Annotated in this window: 19 protein-coding genes and 2 pseudogenes; 15 read left to right on the top strand and 6 right to left on the bottom strand. The window is 69.1% G+C overall.

Annotated elements, in window-relative coordinates:
* Positions 1-98: 98 nt before the first annotated feature.
* The 4 genes and pseudogenes from M2271_RS28275 to M2271_RS28260 form a co-directional block, all read left to right on the top strand.
* Complete coding sequence (locus M2271_RS28275; RefSeq protein WP_280890177.1) at positions 99-1991, top strand: PQQ-binding-like beta-propeller repeat protein; 1893 nt, start codon at positions 99-101, stop codon at positions 1989-1991.
* 76 nt (positions 1992-2067) lie between these two features.
* Positions 2068-3789 carry a PQQ-binding-like beta-propeller repeat protein gene (locus M2271_RS28270; protein WP_280890176.1) on the top strand — a complete coding sequence of 574 codons (1722 nt, stop codon included), beginning with the start codon at positions 2068-2070 and terminating at the stop codon, positions 3787-3789.
* A 293-nt stretch (positions 3790-4082) separates the two neighbouring features.
* A complete protein-coding gene (locus tag M2271_RS28265; RefSeq protein WP_280890175.1) occupies positions 4083-4796 on the top strand; it encodes a response regulator transcription factor in 714 nt (237 codons plus the stop codon).
* 12 nt (positions 4797-4808) lie between these two features.
* A pseudogene (locus M2271_RS28260) lies at positions 4809-5063 on the top strand (DUF4440 domain-containing protein); the annotation flags it as partial.
* A 652-nt stretch (positions 5064-5715) separates the two neighbouring features.
* Here the strand turns inward: M2271_RS28260 and M2271_RS28255 are convergent.
* Positions 5716-5943, bottom strand: a pseudogene (locus M2271_RS28255) (helix-turn-helix domain-containing protein); the annotation flags it as partial.
* Between the two features lie 170 nt (positions 5944-6113).
* Between M2271_RS28255 and M2271_RS28250 the strand changes: the two are divergent.
* Entirely contained in the window at positions 6114-7073 is a 960-nt protein-coding gene (locus tag M2271_RS28250; RefSeq protein WP_280890174.1) for a chlorophyllase, read from the top strand.
* Positions 7074-7271: 198 nt separating this feature from the next.
* On the opposite strand, the gene M2271_RS28245 is transcribed toward M2271_RS28250, so the two are convergent.
* Complete coding sequence (locus M2271_RS28245; RefSeq protein WP_280890173.1) at positions 7272-7646, bottom strand: MerR family transcriptional regulator; 375 nt, start codon at positions 7644-7646, stop codon at positions 7272-7274.
* Between the two features lie 67 nt (positions 7647-7713).
* Between M2271_RS28245 and M2271_RS28240 the strand changes: the two genes are divergently transcribed.
* Positions 7714-8049: an EthD domain-containing protein gene (locus tag M2271_RS28240; RefSeq protein WP_280890172.1), complete on the top strand. Its 336-nt coding sequence runs from the start codon at positions 7714-7716 to the stop codon at positions 8047-8049.
* 304 nt (positions 8050-8353) lie between these two features.
* Here the strand turns inward: M2271_RS28240 and M2271_RS28235 are convergent, their stop codons facing one another.
* Positions 8354-8563, bottom strand: coding sequence for a DUF397 domain-containing protein (locus M2271_RS28235; RefSeq protein WP_280890269.1), 210 nt, complete (start codon positions 8561-8563; stop codon positions 8354-8356).
* A 155-nt stretch (positions 8564-8718) separates the two neighbouring features.
* On the opposite strand from M2271_RS28235, the gene M2271_RS28230 reads away from it, so the two are divergent.
* Genes M2271_RS28230 through M2271_RS28220 form a run of 3 tightly spaced genes read left to right on the top strand, consistent with a single transcriptional unit; the run spans position 8719 to position 9936 of the window.
* Entirely contained in the window at positions 8719-8883 is a 165-nt protein-coding gene (locus M2271_RS28230; RefSeq protein ID WP_280890171.1) for a hypothetical protein, read from the top strand.
* On the top strand, positions 8840-9211 hold the full coding sequence (locus tag M2271_RS28225; RefSeq protein ID WP_280890170.1) for a hypothetical protein: 372 nt from the start codon (positions 8840-8842) through the stop codon (positions 9209-9211). The genes M2271_RS28230 and M2271_RS28225 overlap by 44 nt, the downstream gene beginning before the upstream one ends.
* A complete protein-coding gene (locus M2271_RS28220; RefSeq protein WP_280890268.1) occupies positions 9106-9936 on the top strand; it encodes an ISAs1 family transposase in 831 nt (276 codons plus the stop codon). The genes M2271_RS28225 and M2271_RS28220 overlap by 106 nt, the downstream gene beginning before the upstream one ends.
* Here the strand turns inward: M2271_RS28220 and M2271_RS28215 are convergent, their stop codons facing one another.
* Positions 9937-10941, bottom strand: a complete 1005-nt coding sequence (locus M2271_RS28215) for a helix-turn-helix domain-containing protein (RefSeq protein ID WP_280890169.1) — start codon at positions 10939-10941, stop codon at positions 9937-9939. It lies immediately after the preceding gene.
* Positions 10942-11068: 127 nt separating this feature from the next.
* Here M2271_RS28215 and M2271_RS28210 point away from each other — a divergent pair, with 127 nt between their 5' ends.
* The 3 genes from M2271_RS28210 (at position 11069) to M2271_RS28200 (ending at position 12911) form a co-directional block, all read left to right on the top strand.
* A complete protein-coding gene (locus tag M2271_RS28210; RefSeq protein WP_280890267.1) occupies positions 11069-12034 on the top strand; it encodes an NADP-dependent oxidoreductase in 966 nt (321 codons plus the stop codon).
* Between the two features lie 30 nt (positions 12035-12064).
* Positions 12065-12385: an NIPSNAP family protein gene (locus tag M2271_RS28205; RefSeq protein WP_280890168.1), complete on the top strand. Its 321-nt coding sequence runs from the start codon at positions 12065-12067 to the stop codon at positions 12383-12385.
* A gap of 79 nt (positions 12386-12464) precedes the next feature.
* The gene (locus M2271_RS28200) at positions 12465-12911 is read left to right on the top strand and encodes a heme-binding protein (protein ID WP_280890167.1); all 447 of its coding nucleotides are present in this window, start codon (positions 12465-12467) and stop codon (positions 12909-12911) included.
* A 618-nt stretch (positions 12912-13529) separates the two neighbouring features.
* On the opposite strand, the gene M2271_RS28195 is transcribed toward M2271_RS28200, so the two are convergent.
* Positions 13530-14063, bottom strand: a complete 534-nt coding sequence (locus M2271_RS28195; protein ID WP_280890166.1) for a DUF5753 domain-containing protein — start codon at positions 14061-14063, stop codon at positions 13530-13532.
* On the opposite strand from M2271_RS28195, the gene M2271_RS28190 reads away from it, so the two are divergent.
* Complete coding sequence (locus M2271_RS28190; RefSeq protein WP_280890165.1) at positions 14064-14294, top strand: hypothetical protein; 231 nt, start codon at positions 14064-14066, stop codon at positions 14292-14294. It abuts the gene before it with no gap.
* 213 nt (positions 14295-14507) lie between these two features.
* Here M2271_RS28190 and M2271_RS28185 read toward each other — a convergent pair whose 3' ends face one another.
* Positions 14508-14930, bottom strand: coding sequence for a hypothetical protein (locus tag M2271_RS28185; RefSeq protein WP_280890163.1), 423 nt, complete (start codon positions 14928-14930; stop codon positions 14508-14510).
* A 305-nt stretch (positions 14931-15235) separates the two neighbouring features.
* On the opposite strand from M2271_RS28185, the gene galT reads away from it, so the two are divergent.
* Positions 15236-16321, top strand: coding sequence for a galactose-1-phosphate uridylyltransferase (gene galT, locus M2271_RS28180; protein ID WP_280890162.1), 1086 nt, complete (start codon positions 15236-15238; stop codon positions 16319-16321).
* Positions 16318-17283 carry a UDP-glucose 4-epimerase GalE gene (gene galE / locus M2271_RS28175; protein WP_280890161.1) on the top strand — a complete coding sequence of 322 codons (966 nt, stop codon included), beginning with the start codon at positions 16318-16320 and terminating at the stop codon, positions 17281-17283. The genes galT and galE overlap by 4 nt, the downstream gene beginning before the upstream one ends.
* Positions 17284-17370: the final 87 nt, after the last annotated feature.

Genomic DNA, 17370 nt, shown 5'->3' with positions numbered 1-17370 from the left:
TACAAAGAGCCGTCTGAGATCTTTCTGCATACGACTCTGAGCCGTTACGTATCTCAGGGCGTGGCTAAAAATCAGTGATGGAACGGGGGAACGCGCTGATGACGCAGCCGCCCAACGAGCCGCCGCACGGCGGTTTCGGAGCGCCGCAGGACCAACCGCAACAGCCGCAACAACCACAGCAGCCGCCGCAGGCGCCACAGCCCCAGGCAGCGCCGCAAGAGGCAGCACCGCCGCAGGGCGGTGGCTTCGGGGCGCCGCAGGCTCCGCCGCCTCCGCAGGGCCCGCCGTCCGGTGCCCCGCAGCCCGGTTACGGCTATCCGCAGCAGCCGCCCGCCGCCCCGCAGCCGGGTCCCTACGCCCAGCCGGGTCCGTACGCCCAGCCGGGTCCGTACGGTGCGCCCCAGCCCGGTCCCTACGGGCAACCCGGTCCCTACGGCCAACTCGGCGGGCCCCACGGGCAACCGCAGCAGTCGGGTCCGTACGCCCAGCCGCAGGGGTACGGCTATCCGCCGCAACCCCCGTTCCCGGGCACGCCCGGCACCCCGCCGCCCGGTTCCGGCAGCCGTCTCAAGGGGAAGACCGCCCTCGTCGTCGGGGCGGCCGTGGCCGCGCTGCTGGTCATCGGCGGGACCGTGTTCGCGGTCACCGGGAGCAGTGGTGGTGACGACGACAAGAAGCCGGTCGCCGAGAAGAGCGACGACCCCAAGCCCACCGCGAGCGACTCCCCGGTCAACCCGGGGGACGGCAGCGGTGCCGGCGGCGCGGACTCGGAGAACCTCAACGAGGGCCGGCAGGCCGGAGAGGCGAAGGTGCTCTGGTACAAGGAGGGTCCCGACGCGCCCGCCGACGGCGCCGACGCCCCCGGTATGTGGATCACCGACAAGACCGCGGTCAAGGCGGTGTACAAGCAACTCGTCGCCTACAACGTCGGGGACGGCGCGCCGACCTGGGACCCGGTCACCTTCCCGCAGAAGATCTGCGGGGTCACCCCGCAGAAGACGTCCGACGACAAGATCGTCGTCGCGTACATGAACGGCACCAGCGACCGTGCCAAGTGCAACCTGCTCCAGCAGATCGACCTGAACACGGGGCAGAAGGGCTGGACCGGCGAGGTCGGGGACGGTGCGCTGTTCGACAGCACCCTGCAGATCGAACTGACCGTCAGCGGCAACACCCTGATGGTCGGCCGCTCGCAGTCCGGTACGGCGTACGACGTCCGCACCGGCAAGAAGCTGTTCGACAAGAAGAGGTACGGCAGCGCCTGCTTCCCGGGCGGGTTCGCGGGCGGCGCCCGGCTGATCGCGGTCGCGTCCTGCGCCGCCGCCCAGGCGAACGAGCACGACGAGGTCCAGGAGTTGGATCCCGTGACCGGCAAGGTCAAGTGGACCCAGAAGTTCGACAAGGGCTGGACGGTCTCGCGGGTCTACTCCGTCGACCCGTTGATCGTCTACAGCACCAACGAGGACAAGAAGGCGTGGAACATCTCCACGCTCACCCCCGCCGGTACGTTCCGCTCCCAGGTCCGCATCGACGAGAGCTTCGCCCCTGGCTGCGGCCTGGCCATCCTCGCGCGTGACCTCCAGGGCTGCGAGGGCGTGGCCGCCGACGCGAACACCCTGTACCTGCCCACCGAGGCGACCAGCGGGCCGAACGAGATCGTCGCGGTCGACCTCTCCACCGGCAAGGAGAAGTGGCGCGTCAAGTCGCCGGCGGACGAGTCGATGCTCCCGGTCAAGGTCGAGGGCGGCAAGCTCATCGCGTATGTGGAGCCGTCGTACAACGCGGGCGGCCGGATCGTGTCGATCGCGACGGGCGGCAGCGGGCACACGCCGGCCAAGCTGCTGCAGAACCCACAGGGCACCGCGCAGATCGAGAGCGGCTTCTTCTCGAAGGACATCGACTGGGTCGACGGGAGGTTCTACCTCTCGACCACGCGGCTGTCCGGCAGTGACGACGCGAAGGAGAAGTTGATGCTCGCCTACGGCAAGTGACTCCCTCCCCCTCTTCCCTTCCGCTCCCCCTCCCCCTCCCCCCTGTCGTCGTCCCCGCCATCGAGGTACTCACGTCATGACCCAGCCGCCGCCCCCTCCGCCACCCAACGAGCCTCCGCAGCAAGGGGGGTTCGGCCCGCCGCAGGACCAGCCGCAGGGTCAGCCGCCGGCCGGTTACGGCTATCCGCAGGCACCCCCCGGTTACGGCTACCCCGGGCAGGCGCCGAATCCGTACGGTCAGCAGCCCGGTTACGGCTACCCGCAGGCGAACGCGCCGCTGCAGCCGCAGCCCGGGCAGCCCGGGCAGCCCGGGCAGCCCGGGCAGGGTGGCGGGCGGAAGATCAACGCGCAGCTGGCGATCATCGTCTCGGCCGTCGTGGCGATCGCGCTGATCATCGGCGGCGGTGTCTGGTACGCGTCCTCCTCCGGCAAGGACGACGACAAGAAGGACACGACGAGCACCAGCGGCGGCACCGGCGGTGAGGACGACAAGGGCGGCACCGGTGGCGCGGGGGGCGCCGATGGCACGTCGGGCAAGAGCGCGGAGAAGGTGCCCGCCGACCCCGCCTCCCACATCCTCTTCCAGGTGCCGCAGCCCAAGGTCGACAAGGACACCTCGGTCTCCGTCTCCGGCTCCTGGCTCACGGACAAGGTGTACGCCAAGAGCGGCGTCGCCAAGATCGTCGGTTACGACCCCGACAAGGGCACCGAGCAGTGGACGATCAAGCTCCCCGGCCCGGTGTGTCAGGCCGGCCGCCACACCACCGCGAACAACCTCACGGCCGTCGTGTACCAGCCCGACATGCCGACGAAGACCCACACCAGCGCGTGCACCCAGGTCGCCGCGATCGACCTCGACGCGGGCAAGAAGCTGTGGACGAAGACGGCCACAGCCGGTGACCAGACGATCAGTTTCGACAACGTCACCGTCAGCGCGAGCACCGTCGCCGCGGGCGGCACCAGCGGCGGCGCCGCCTGGGACCTCTCCTCCGGCAAGGCGCTGTGGGCCCCCAAGACGACCGACACCTGCTACGACGCGGGCTACGGCGGCGGCGAGAAGCTGGTCGCGGTCCGCAAGTGCGGTGCGTACGGACAGCGCGAGCTGCACATCCAGACCATCGACCCGAAGTCCGGAAAGGTGATCTCCGAGTACCGGATGGCGCAGGGCATCGAGTACGCCGGCGTGGTGTCCACCAGCCCGCTGGTCGTGGCCGCCGATGTCGGTGACTCCGGAGGCGGGAACGGCTTCTCGGACCTCTTCTCCATCGACAACAAGACCGGCAAGCTGCGTACCCGTATCTCCGCGCCGAGCGACGACTACGCGGCCGACTGCCCCATCACCGAGGTCGAGGCGTGCCGCCAGATCGCCGTCGGCAACGACCGGATCTACCTGCCGACCGCAGAGCACGACGGCAGCGGCGGCGGCCTCAGCCAGACCAACGAGATCATCGCGATCGACCTCGCCACCGGAAAGCAGACCGGTCAGCGGGCCGACGCGGGCGAGGACTACACGATCACGCCCTTGCGGATGGACGGCCGCAACATCCTCGCGTACAAGCGCCCGCCGTACGACAAGGGCGGTCAGATCGTCAGCATCGACGGGGGCACCTTCAAGGAGACGAAGCTGCTGGAGAACCCGGCGAAGAAGTCGGCGCGGGACGCGGAGGCCAGCATGTCGCCGGACTACTCCGAGGTCCAGTACTCGCAGGGGCGTCTGTACATGTCCGCGGTGTTCGCGAGTGATCCGGGGAGCTCGGACGAGAAGAGGTATCTGGCCTTGGCGTTCGGCGCGAGCTGAACCCCGCCGGTTGCCTCGTCGTCGCGTCGCGGATACGGCCCCGCCCCTGCTCAGGGGTGGGGCCGTTCGCGTACCGCTCATCACCCTCGAATGCGGGAAAAGCGAGAAATTCCGTCGATCAGGGGCACTTCTCACCGGTTGGGGAAGCGCAACGTCGAACAAGCGTGTAGCTTCCGGGGGCAATGGAGGGCGGAGAGCCGGGGGGCTCCTGTCCGCGCGGACCAGTGGGCATCCATAGTGGGCAGCCATAGGGCGACCACAGAGATCCATTGGGGGGACTGGGGGGTTGCTCGATGGGAGTGCGGCTCATGGTGGTCGACGACCACCGACTGCTCGCCGAGGCGCTGGCCTCGGCGTTGAAGCTGCGGGGGCACCGGGTGCTCGCCGCGGCGGCGCCCGCCGCGGGGGCGGCGGAGCTCGTGATCACGCGGGCCCCGGAGGTGTGCCTGCTGGGGACGGCCACGCCGGCCGAGCCGGGGATGTTCGATCCGGTGGTGAGGATCAAGCGGGAGCGGCCACAGGTGGCCGTACTGGTGCTGGGGCCGGTCCCGAATCCGCGCGGGATCGCGGCAGCGTTCGCCGCCGGGGCGTCCGGCTACGTACGGCACGACGAGCGCATCGAAGGCGTCGAGCGCGCCATCATGAAGGCTCGGGCGGGGGAGACGGCGGTGGCGCCGCAGTTGTTGCAGGGGGCCTTCAGCGAGCTGCTGAACCCCGTGGCCCAGCCGGACGACGAGGGCCAGCGGCTGTTGCAGATGCTGACACCCCGGGAGGTCGAGGTGTTGGTGCGGGTGGCCGACGGCGAGGACACCCGGCTGATCGCGGCGGGGATGGGGATCGCACCGTCCACCGCGCGGACGCATGTCCAGCGGGTGCTGATGAAGCTGGGCGTGGGGTCGAGGCTGGAGGCGGCGGCGCTGGCGGCGCGGACGGGGTTGCTGGATCGGGCGGGGGCGGTGTCGGGCTCGTTGCCGGGGGCGGGCTCGGGGGCGGGGCCGGAGTCCTAGCGGACGCCCCGGGGGGTGCGATGGACGTACACGGAGATGCTGGCCGAGCTGTCCGAGCTGGGCGGTGCGGCAGAAGACGGTCCGCGCTATGAACCCTCAAACTTCACCGGCGTTCTGCTGGCCCCCGGACTGGTGCATCTCACCTACGAGACCACGTTTGACGGAAACCGGGCACGGCGGAGTTCAGTCTGGCGCAAGCAGGGCACAGCCGGGTCATGGCAGATGTACTACCACCAGGCAACACCCATCCCGCCCGACGGCATGTAATTGCGCATCTCGGGTGATGATCGTTCGTTGTCACCTGCGCGGCAATACCGGCCATCGCCCAGCGTCCTCGTCTGCTTTCGCCCGTCGGGACCTCCCCCCGGTTGGTGTGGGCGGCCTTGGGTGAGTATCGGCCGCGAGCGGCGCGTCGGCGGGCATCGCGGATGATGAACCACTCAGCGAACGGTCGGATGATCTCTGTGTGTGCGGTCGGCAGGTTCTGAGCGGCGTCGCGGAACCACAGCTCCAGCTGGACGAGATTCTCCTGTCGCGTCGGCAAGATCTCGGCGTGGACAAGCAGTTCACGGACGTATCGCGTGGCCGGCTCCTGCGGCACGTCATTGAGACGTTCATGCGTGATCTCAGCCTGGCTTGCCGCGAGCGCGGCCAGGAGGTGGGCACTCGGGCTTCGGCGGAGCCATGCCATGACGGACCTGGGTCGTGGCGCCGCGGTGAGAGCTTGGGCAAGCGGTACGAGTACCTCGGTGACCTGCCCGTTCTGGTCGGCGAGGAGCTCGTGGACGCGGTCGCTGGCAACGCAGCGTGTGCAGCATCCGTCCGTGCTGATGTCCGCCGGCGAGCCGCAGCGGCGGCAGGTGAAGTCGATGGCGACGCCGCAGCCTGGGCCGCAGGTTCCGAGGCCGTCGTCGCCGCGGACGAGATCCGCCCGGGTCGGGAAGCGGCGGTACATCGTGGCCATCCCGACGCCCGCTCTGGCTGCGATCTGGCGGATCGGCGCGTCGACGCCGGAGGTGACGAACACCTCGGCGGCGGCGGTGAGCACCCGTCTGCCGGTTGCGCTGGGCACCGTCTGCCGGTTGCGCTGGGCGTCGGCCCGCTTGCTTCGGGCCGGCGGCTCCCCGGCGGGGCCATCGGAGGGCATCACGTTCTCCTTCGACACCGCTTGACAAAGCGGAACGACGATCCGGATCATAGATGGAACGACGTTCCGTTTCGGCTTGGCTGAAGCGGGACGCTCTCCACCGCCTTGTCCGTCGCCGGTCGCACGAGACCGGCGGGCGGCAGGGCACACAGAAGGGGAACCAGCACATCGTGAACGCGTCCACCGCCACCGCCAACACCTCGGGCGCGCCCGTCCCGGTCCTGTCCTTCAGTCCGGTGGTGCTGTCCGTACCCGGACGTCCCGTGGACCTTGAGGTACGCGTCACCGCACCCGAGACCGGAACCGACCTGCCCGTCATCCTGCTCTCCCACGGCCAGGGCCCCTCGAACAACCTCTCCTCGCTGAACGGCTACGCACCGCTCGTCAACTTCTGGGCGGCACAGGGGTTCGCGGTCATCCAGCCCACCCACCTCACCTCCAGGACTCTGAGCCACCTGGTCGCCGACGCCCCCGGGGCACCCTTCTTCTGGCGATCGCGCGCCGAGGACATGACTCACCTCCTCGACCGGCTCGACGTGATCGAGAAGGCCGTGCCGCTGCTCGCCGGCCGGATCGACCACACCAAGGTCGCCGTCGCCGGACACTCCTTCGGCGGCTTCACCTCCAGCCTCCTGCTCGGCGCCCGGGTCACCGACCCCGACACCGGGGAGGAAGTGAGCCTCATCGAGCCCCGCATAAAGGCGGGTGTGCTGCTGGCCTCGCCCGGCCGGGGCGACGTCCTCAACGGGCCCATGGCTGACGCGCTGCCCGTCTTCGGGACCATCGACTTCTCCACGATGACCACGCCCACGCTGGTCGTCGCCGGTGACGAGGACGACTCCCGGCACTTCACGGACATGGGACCGGACTGGCACGCGGACCCCTACACCCTCGGCGTCGGCCCCAAGGCCCTGCTCACCCTGTTCGGAGCGGGGCACGCACTCGGCGGGATCCCCGGATACGACGTCGCCGAGACCACGGACGAGAGCCCCGAGCGCGTCGCCGCCGTCGGCCGGCTCACCGCGGCCTACCTCCGCGCCGAACTCCACCCCGGCGACACCACCTGGCAGACCGCGTGCGACGCGCTGGCGACCGGCCCCAACCCGGTGGGACGAGTCGAATCCAAGTAAGCCGTCCTCCCCCGGGTGGCCCGAGCCATCGTCATTCGTCCGGGCGACGTCCTCGTCACGCATCGCGCGCCTTTCGGCGCGGAACCCGGCAACCGGGCGTCGACCTGCCGGGTCGTCCACCGCAGGACAGATTTGTCGAGAAGGTTCTGATTCCGCACTACACCCGAGGTCCGCACGCTGATTCAAACGCCGCCCAGTTCACGCCTCGTCGTCCGCCGACCGTGTCAGGTACGCGTGGTTGTCCTCGATGAGGTGGTCCAGCGCGTCCCTGGCGGCGGCGAGGCCGTCGATGTTCCCGGACAGCCGGGCCCGCTCGCGGCCCATGACCTCCAGTGCCTGCCGCGCCCTGTCCTCGCTCGGCTCGGTCATGCAGGGCACCATCTCGACGATGGTGCCGCTGGACATACCCGCCGCCAGGAACGCCTGCACCAGGCGCACCCGCTGGACGTGCTCGTCCTCGTAGTGGCGCTGTCCGCTGGGTGAGCGGGAGCTGACGAGCAGGCCCTGCTCCTCGTAGTAGCGCAGCGACCGGCGGCTGGCTCCCGTCCGGGCGGACAGTTCACCGATCCGCATGCCGAACTCCTCCCATTCTCCTGGCTCACTTGCCCCTGACATCGATGTGAGCTTTTAGGTTAGCTCCATGCTGAAGCTCATCTTCATGATCAACCGCGTCGAGGGAATGTCGTACGAGCGTTTCGTCGAGCACCATCGGGATCGGCACGCGCCGCTGTTCACCTCCATCCCGGAGGCGGAGCGCTACGTGCGCAAGTACAGCGTGTCCCACCCGGTCCCCGCCGAGAACTACCCGCCCCGGGCCTACGACGGCCTGACGGAAATCTGGTTCGAGGACTGGGAGGACCACGACGCCTTCTTCGCCTCCGACAACTACCGGACGCTGGTCAACCCCGACGAAGCACGCTTCATCGACATGGACTCGGTGGCCGTGATGGTCACCGAGGAGAAGGAGGTCATCTGACGGACCGACTCGACGGGCGGATACGAACTCATCTCTTGCGGCCGGCCCGCGTGCACGTTGATGTCCACGCCCGCCACATCGTTGACGTCCCCGGCCCAGGGCGCATCAGTCAACGGCACACTCAAACCCACGATCAGATGCTCCGAACGAAACGGCCTAGGTCGTGTCTCCCAACTCCGGTAGGACATGGGGGCTTCGCTTCCGGACCCTCCGGTGTAGGAGGACTTGAACCAGCGGCGGTCTTCGCCGGCGGCTTTCTGAGCCAGTGCCATCATCGCTCCTAGGCTGGCCGCCGTGTCGGCCGCTACGACAGCATGGTGCCGCGTCGGCCTTTCGCCATACCGTCGACGAACGCCGCGAAGGCGCCGGTCGAGACGGTGAGCGCGTCCCCCTGGGGGATCTTCGAATCCCGTACAGCCACTTGGTTTCGGAGATCGGCCACTTCGACGCACTCGTTGCCTTCGCCGCCGCTGTGGCTGCTCTTGAACCACGTCGCAGCTGTCGGCTGGGCCAGGGCGGTTGCAAGTTCCGGGGCCGTGCGGTTGGTCGGGTTGTGACCGGTTGGGGTTCATAGCAGAGCAGGCACGGGCTTTGTGATCATTGTGGTGTCTAAGTCAGATGATCATGAGGTGGCCCGTGCCTGCTGCTGCATGCTCTCCCCTACCTGCCGTGCTGTTGAAACTGGGGCCGCTGGACCCCGGCCGGATCGCCGACCTGCGCCCCTACTTCGCCTCGGTGCCCGACCCGCGCGCGGCGGGGCCGGTGGTACTCACTCACGGCGATCCTGCTGGTGTGCGCCTGCGCGGCCGTCTCGGGAGCGAGGAGCATCGATGAACTCGCCGAGTGGGGTCAGCGTGCTTCGAACGCACTCCTGACAGTGATCGGGATCCGCCGCCACCTGCTCGGATGGCGGCGCTCTCCGGCGCCGGCCACGATCGGCGTGTGCTGGGGGCTGTTGACGGTGACGCCCTGGACCGGGCGGTCGGCGCCTACCTCGCCGACCGGCACCGCGCCGCCACCGACCCCGCCCCGACCCGGTCGCCCTCCGCGTCCGGGCTGTCGCGCGCGATCGCTGTCGACGGCAAAGCACTCAAGGGATCAGCCCGTCTTACCGCGACGCGCCGGCATCTGCTCTCCGCGGTCACTCACGGCACCGTCGTGACCCTCGCCCAGGTGGAGGTCGGCGCGAAGACGAACGAAACCACACACTTCCGGCCGCTCCTGGCACCGCTGGATCTGACCGGCACAGTCGTCACCTTCGACGCCCTGCACTCGGTCAAGGCGAACATCTCCTGGCTGGTCGAGACCAAGAAGGCCCACTACATCGCCGTGATCAAGACCAACCAGCCCACCGCCCACGCCCAACTCGCCGCTCTGCCCTGGCAGTCCATCGCAGTCCAGCACACCGCCTCCGGGGCCGGACACGGACGCCGCGAGTCCCGCTCGATCAAGACCTGCGGGATCGCCGACGAACTCGGCGGAATCGCCTTTCCCCACGCCCGCCTGGCCATCCGCGTCCACCGCCGCCGCAAGCAGACCGGCCGGCGTGAGACCCGTGAGAGTGTCTACGCCGTCACCAGCCTCGACGCCCACCAAGCCGGGCCCGCCGACCTGGCCGCCGCGATTCGCGGGCACTGGGGAGTGGAGAACTCCTCGCACCACATCAGGGATGTCACCTTCGCCGAGGACGCCTCCACCGTCCACGCCAAGACCGCACCACGGGCCATGGCAACCCTCCGCAACCTCGCCATCGGCGTGCTGAAAACCCTCGGAGCCGACAACATCGCCAAGACCACCCGGGCGATCCGCGACGAGCCCCAACGAGCACTCCCCATCCTGGGCATCACCAACACGGATGGAAGGCCCCGCGGGTCCGCAACGCGCTGATCACGCAGACCGCTCACATCCCGGCCCAGACGCCGGCATAGGCTCCGGTGCATTGTGGGCGCGACGGTAGGCCAGTGGTGACAGGCCCAGGTGCGTGTGGAAGTGCTTGCGCAGGGCGACGGGGTCGCCGAAGCCGGAGGCGGTGGCGATCCGTGCGACGGTCAGGTCGGTGGATTCCAGCAGTAGGCGCGCGTGCGCCAGCCGTCGTTGTGCCAGCCACTTCAGTGGGCTGCTGCCCACCTCGCTGCGGAAGCGCCGGGTGAAGGTGCGCACGCTCATGTGCGCGTGCCGGGCCATGTCCTCCAGTGTGATCGGCTCGGCCAGCCGGTCCAGCGCCCACTGGCGGGTCGCCGAGGTGGAGCGGTCGGTGTCCTGCGGTACCGGGTGCTCGATGAACTGCGCCTGGCCACCCTCGCGCCATGGCGCCACCACGCAGCGCCGCGCGGCGGCCGAGGCCACCGCCGCTCCGTGGTCCAGACGGACCAGGTGCAGGCACAGGTCGATGCCGGCGGCTCCGCCGGCGGACGTCAGGATGCGTCCGTTGTCGACGAACAGCACGTCCGGATCGACCTCGATGTCGGGGAATAGCCGCGCCAGTTCGTCGCACAGCGTCCAGTGTGTGGTGGCCCGGCCGCCGTCCAGCAGACCGGCCGCCGCGAGCAGGAAGGCCGAGGTGCACAGGCTGACGATGCGGGTCCGCGGCCCGATCCGGTCCAGCGCCGCGGCGAGTTCCCCGGGAAGCGCGCCGGTCGCGAGCAGGTCCTCGCCGGGCTCCTGAGTGGCGAGGACGACGGTGTCCGCGCTCTCCAGCACCGACTCGTCGTGGTCGACGACGATCCGGTAGTCCTCGTGCGTGCGCACCGGCCGGCCGCCGAGGGAGAAGGTGACGACGGAGTACAGATGAGTCCCGTCCGGCTTACGGGCCTCGTTGAACACCCGGGCCGGGATGCCCAGATCCAGCGGCAGGACTCCGTCGAGGGCGAGAACAGCGACACGATGCGACATGGCTGGAATCGTACGACAGGTGGCCCTCCGGCCACTCACCCGCCTTGGTAAGCACACGCCACTCTTCCTTCAGCGGGGACGCGGTCCCCGCTGAAGGAAGAGCAAGACAGACATGAGCGAGGACACCATGAGCGAGGACACCATGCGGGCAGTCACCATCAGCGAGTTCGGCGGAGCGGAGGTGCTGACCGTCGAGGAGGTCGCGCGCCCCGAGCCGCTGCCGACCGAGGTGCTGGTGCGGGTGCACGCCGCCGGGATCAACCCGGTGGACTGGAAGACCCGCGAGGGTCAGGGAATGGCGGGGCTGCAGACGCTCCCGCTGATCCTCGGCTGGGACGTCTCCGGCGTCGTCGAGAAGGTCGGCTTCGGCGTCACCACCCTGAAGGTCGGCGACGAGGTGTACGGCATGCCGTGGTTCCCGCGCGCCGCCGGCGGCTACGCCGAGTACGTGACCGCACCGGCCCGCCAGTGGGCCCGCAAGCCGGCCACCCTTGACCACGCGCACGCGGCCGCCGTGCCGCTGGCGGCGCTGACCGCCTGGCAGACCGTGGTCGACACCGCCCACGTCCAGGCCGGTCAGCGCGTCCTGATCACGGCCGCCGCCGGCGGAGTGGGCCACTTCGCGGTCCAGTTCGCCCGGCACTTGGGCGCCCACGTGATCGCCACCGCCAGCGCCGCCCGCCACCCCTGGCTCAAGGAACTCGGCGCCGACGAGGCCATCGACTACACCACCACGCGCTTCGAGGACGTCGTCAAGGACGTCGACGTCGTCATCGACCTGGTGGGCGACGCCCACGACAACACGAGCACCCGCTCGCTGAAGGTCCTGCGCCCGGGCGGCCTGCTGGTCGCCGTACCGTCCGGTGTCTCCCCGGACCTGACGCGGGCCGCCGAGGCGGCCGACGTGCGCCTCACTGCGTACCTGGTCGAGCCGGACGGTCCCGCGCTGACCGCGATCGCAGGCCTGATCGACGCCGGTGAGGTCGCCGTCGAGGTGGAGGAGACCTTCCCGTTGGAGCAGGTCGGCACGGCCCAGGCCCACGTCCAGGCCGGCCGCACCCGCGGCAAGGTCGTCCTCACCGTGACCGACTGACCAACCCTGCAAACAGTTAGGAGCAGCACGGTGTACTACGAGATCCGCCGCTACCGGGCGCAGCCCGGGCGCCGCGAGGAGTGGGTGCGCTACATGGAGGACGTGGTCATCCCGTTCCAGGCCTCGTTGGGCATGGACGTAACCGCCTCCTTCGTCGACGCCGAGGACGAGGACGGCTACGTGTGGATTCGCCGGTTCGAGGACGAGGCCCAGAGCGAGGCCCTGTACGCGGCCGTGTACGAGCACGACCGCTGGAAGAACGAGATCGGTCCGGTCGTCTACGGCCTGCTGATCCCCGAGAAGTCCGTCGTCACCCGTGTGGTCCCCACCCTGGCCTCACCCCTGCGATGACCCGGCTCACGGCCGCTTCATCCGCCGCCGCACAGCGCAGCAGAGCAACAGCAACAGCAACAGCAACAAAGGAACCATCATGAGCATCGAGACACTCCAGAAGTCGGCCCCCGCCTCGTCCATCACCCAGGCCGCCGCAGGCGCACTCATCGCGGCGGTACACGCCGCGGCTGCCCGGATCGGCTTCACGGCGTCCATCGCCGTCACCGACCAGGGCGGACATCTGAAGGCATTCGACCGCGCCGACGACGCGCCCTTTCTCACCACCGAGGTCGCCCTCGACAAGGCCTGGACCGCGGCCTCCTTCCGTATCCCCACCCACACGTGGAACGACTTGCTCGCCAACCCGCAGATCGCGCCGCTGGGCGGCCACCCTCGTGTGATGGCCGTCGGCGGCGGCTACCCGATCATCGAGAACGGCCAGTACGTCGGAGGGCTGGGGATATCCGGTGGCACCTACGACCAGGACCAGCAGGCCGCCGAGGAGGCCCTCGCCGCCCTCGGGTTCGAGCTGCCCGGTCTCTGACCGGCCACGGCGGGTCGGCCCGTGGCTGACGGGCGCCAGGCCAAGCCACAGACCGACATGTGCGCCGTCATTGATGGCTGCAGCCATTGCCCTGATCAGCCGGCCCCGCGGCAGGCTGCGTCCTGACGTCGCGCGGCCGCCGGCCGCGGTGGCTCAGCGGGTGGAGAGGGACGCCGGGCGCCCCGCGTCCGTACGCCCGCCCGCCCGCCGCGCCGAGGGCGAGCAGGGCGCCCCGGGTGGTGGTGACGGCCGCACAGTTGTGGGCGGCGTAGGTGATGAGACCCGTGAGAGTGTCTACGCCGTCACCAGCCTCGACAACCACCAAGATTCGCGGGCACTGGGGAGTGGAGAACTCCTCGCACTACATCAGGTATGTCACCTTCGCCGAGGACGCCTCCACCGTCCACGCCGGGACCGCGCCACGGGTCATGGCAACCCCTCCGCAACCTCGCCATCGGTGTGCTGAAAACCCTCGGAGCCGACAACATCGCCAAGACCACCCGGGCGATCCGCGACGAGCCCCAACGAGCACTCCCCATCCTGGGCATCACCAACGATCCGGACACCTACGGAACTTGATCAAGCCCTGCGGCTGGGCCGGGCGAGTCGCTATGTCGGTCATGAGGACAGCTCCTGTCGTGCTCTGGCGATCAGCCGTGAGGAGGCAGTGGTGTCGGCAGCCTGCGAACGAAGGTAGTCGAACGTCAACTTATAGGCACCCACGTCCTCCGCGTCATCGAGGTACAAGCCGCGGCGACGCATCTCGATGTAGACAACCGCCATCGAGTTGAGGGGCTCCCGTTCGTCGTCCCGCCAGAGGATCACGAAGTGTCCGGCTCCCGCGGCGTGCGCCCCGGCGCTGAACGGCAGGACCTGGATGTCAATGTGCGGGCTCTGGGCCACGTCGTGAAGGTACTTGAGCTGCCCCACCATGATCTCCGTGTCTCCAACAGTCCTGCGCAGCACTGCTTCGTCAAGGACCGCCCACAAATGCAGAGCCGGGTCTCGCTCCAGGATGCCCTGGCGCTGAATCCGTGCTTCCACCATCCGCTCGATGTCCTCGGTCGGGCTTCGCACTTCACGTGCTTGATGGATAGCGAGGGCGTATTCGCGGGTCTGAAGCAGTCCGGGAAGAACTGTGTTCGCGAACACGTGCTCGTACGCAGCCTCGTTCTGGAAGGAAACGAGGGGTTCAAGCCACTCCGGCACCGCACTGTTGCCGGGCCGGAGAGCGAGCACGGCCGTGGCCTGCTGATCACCGACGTGCTCGCCGCGCGCTGGGGAACCCAGCCGAGCGGAAGCGGTCTGACCGGTCTGACCGGTCAGACCGTCTGGGCGGAGATCCTCGCCGACGCTCCGGGGGGAGGGGGTGCCGTCCGGTGACCGTTGCCGTCACCCCGTCACCCCGTCATCGCAAAGGCACGGGGCTACCACGACAGGACCGCCACTCGGCTGGTCACCGAGGCTGGCGGGACCTGGAGCCCATACGCCCCCGGCGGCCGCACGCGGTGACACTGGCCCCCACCTCGCAGTCGACCATGCAACACCTCGTTGTGTCGGCCCGCCGTCAGCGACGGGCTGCGGAGCGACGCCAGGTCAGCCGCCGTCGAGGCCGCGGAACGTACCCGATGCGTCCGCGGCGTCGGCGAACTCGGCGAAGTCCATGTTGCCGATGGCCAGATTGGCGGAGATCTCGGCGTACCAGTCTGGCGGCACCCGGAACGTCCGACCGGGTTCGTCGTAGAGGTCGACGGCCAAGAGGGGATGCTCATCGTCCGTCGTGGTGATCGTGTCCGCGAGGAACAGGTAGCAGATTTTGTCATCGTCGTCAGCGGCTGCAACAGCGTCGACCAGCGCTTGGACACTCACGCCGTTGAACGAGTGATCGCTGACGTACGTCGCATGGCGGTCCTCGTCCGAGCCGTCGATCGCGGCTCGCACTGCCTCCCATGCCGCAGCGCTGCTGAAGTCTGTACGCAGCACGAGCGAGGTCAGATCCTCAGGTTCGGGCAGGTTCATGCAGGCGATCTTCCCACGGAGCCTGACAGGCCGAGGTCTGGTCCCTATGTCCTGCCGGCGTTCCGCCGCGGCCATGAGTGCACGGGCCGGCCTGCGACTCACCGTGTTCGGTGAAGCAGACGGGTCCGCGAATACGCGACACCTCACCATGCGAGCCCACCAGTCCCACGGCCGTCGTCGCCCGCGGGTTCGAACGCCCCGGGTGACGCTTTTGGGTTGATGGCGATATTGACGCGGATGGTGGGTTGTGTTTCAATGTGTTTGGTTCTGTTTGATGATTGAGTGGCTCGAATAGGGAGTCCGCAGTGAAGAAGACCTCGACCCGGCTGGCGGACGGTCGCGAGCTCATCTACTACGACCTGCGGGACGATCTCGTCCGGGACGCGGTCGACCGGCGGCCGCTCGAGCGGACCGTCACCACGTCCGAGGTGCGGCGGGACCCGCTGCTCGGGGACTCGGTCGCCATCGCCTCACACCGGCAGGGGCGGATTTATCACCCACCGGCCGACGAGTGTCCGCTGTGCCCCTCGCAGGGTGAGCGGCTGAGCGAGATCCCGGACTCGTCGTACGACGTCGCGGTCTTCGAGAACCGTTTCCCCTCGCTGGCCGGCGACTCCGGCCGGTGTGAGGTCGTCTGCTTCACCTCCGACCACAACGCGTCCTTCGCCGACCTCACGGAGGAGCAGGCGCGGCTGGTCCTGGAGGCGTGGACCGACCGGACGTCGGAGCTGTCGCATCTGCCCTCGGTCGAGCAGGTGTTCTGTTTCGAGAACCGGGGTGCCGAGATCGGTGTGACGCTGGGTCACCCGCACGGGCAGATCTACGCCTACCCGTTCACCACCCCGCGCACCGCGCTGATGCTGCGGTCGGTCGCGGCCCACAAGGAGGCGACCGGTGGGGAGAACCTCTTCGACGCCGTCCTGGAGCAGGAACTCGCCGGTGAGCGGGTCGTCCTGGAGACCGAGCACTGGGCCGCCTTCGTGCCGTACTCCGCGCACTGGCCGTACGAGGTGCACCTGTACCCGAAGCGCCGGGTGCCCGATCTGCTCGGCCTCGACGAGGACGCGCGCGCCGAGTTCCCCAAGGTCTATCTGGAGCTCCTGCGGCGCTTCGACCGGATCTTCGACGGTCCTCATGGGGAGAAGGAAGGGGCGGGTGAGCCTCTGACGCCCTACATCTCCGCCTGGCACCAGGCGCCGTTCGGCGCGCTGGAGGAGTTCGAGGGCGTCAGCCGTGACGACTTCGCGCTGCACCTGGAGCTTTTCACCATTCGCCGCACGTCCGGCAAGCTGAAGTTCCTCGCGGGCTCCGAATCCGGCATGAACGTGTTCATCAACGACATCCGGCCTGAGGCCGCGGCACAGCGACTGCGGGAGGTAGCGAGTTCATGAGCGGTAAGTACCTGGTCACGGGCGGTGCGGGGTACGTCGGCAGCGTGGTCGCCCAGCATCTGCTGGAAGCGGGGCACGAGGTCGTCGTCCTCGACAACCTCTCCACCGGCTTCCGCGAGGGAGTGCCGGCCGGCGCCTCCTTCGTGGAGGGCGACATCCGTGACGCCGGCAAGTGGCTGGACCCCACCTTCGACGGCGTGCTGCACTTCGCCGCGTTCTCCCAGGTCGGCGAGTCGGTCGTGAAGCCCGAGAAGTACTGGGACAACAACGTCGGCGGCACCATGGCGCTGCTCGGTGCCATGCGTGAGGCGGGTGTGCGCAGGCTGGTCTTCTCCTCGACGGCCGCCACCTACGGCGAGCCGGCCGAGGTGCCGATCGTGGAGTCGGCGCCGACGCGGCCCACCAATCCGTACGGCGCCTCGAAGCTCGCCGTCGACCACATGATCACCGGCGAAGCCGCGGCGCACGGGCTGGCTGCCGTGTCGTTGCGGTACTTCAACGTGGCGGGCGCCTATGGCGACTGCGGCGAGCGGCATGATCCCGAGTCGCATCTGATCCCGCTGGTTCTCCAGGTCGCGCAGGGCCGACGGGACGCGATCTCCGTCTTCGGCGACGACTATCCGACGCCGGACGGCACCTGCGTGCGCGACTACATCCACGTCGCCGACCTGGCCGAGGCGCACCTGCTGGCGGTCGAGGCCGCCACCCCGGGCGAGCACCTGATCTGCAACCTCGGCAACGGCAACGGCTTCTCCGTCCGCGAGGTCATCGAGACCGTCCGCCGGGTCACCGGCCACCCGATCCCCGAGGTGGTGGCCCCCCGCCGGGGCGGCGACCCGGCGGTCCTGGTGGCGTCGGCCGCGGCCGCGCGCGAGAAGCTGGGCTGGAACCCGTCCCGTGCGGACCTCGCGGGGATCGTCGCGGACGCGTGGGACTTCGCGCAGCGGCGCGGCGACCAGTAGAGATCAGTGGCGAACGGTCGCGATCAGTGGCGATCGGTGGCGACCACTGGCGACCGGTCGCGACCAGTAACACCTAGTACGTACGGA

The sequence above is a fragment of the Streptomyces sp. LBL genome, assembly GCF_029893585.1.
GTDB lineage: Bacteria > Actinomycetota > Actinomycetes > Streptomycetales > Streptomycetaceae > Streptomyces.
This window is presented reverse-complemented; position numbering and strand designations above follow the sequence as displayed.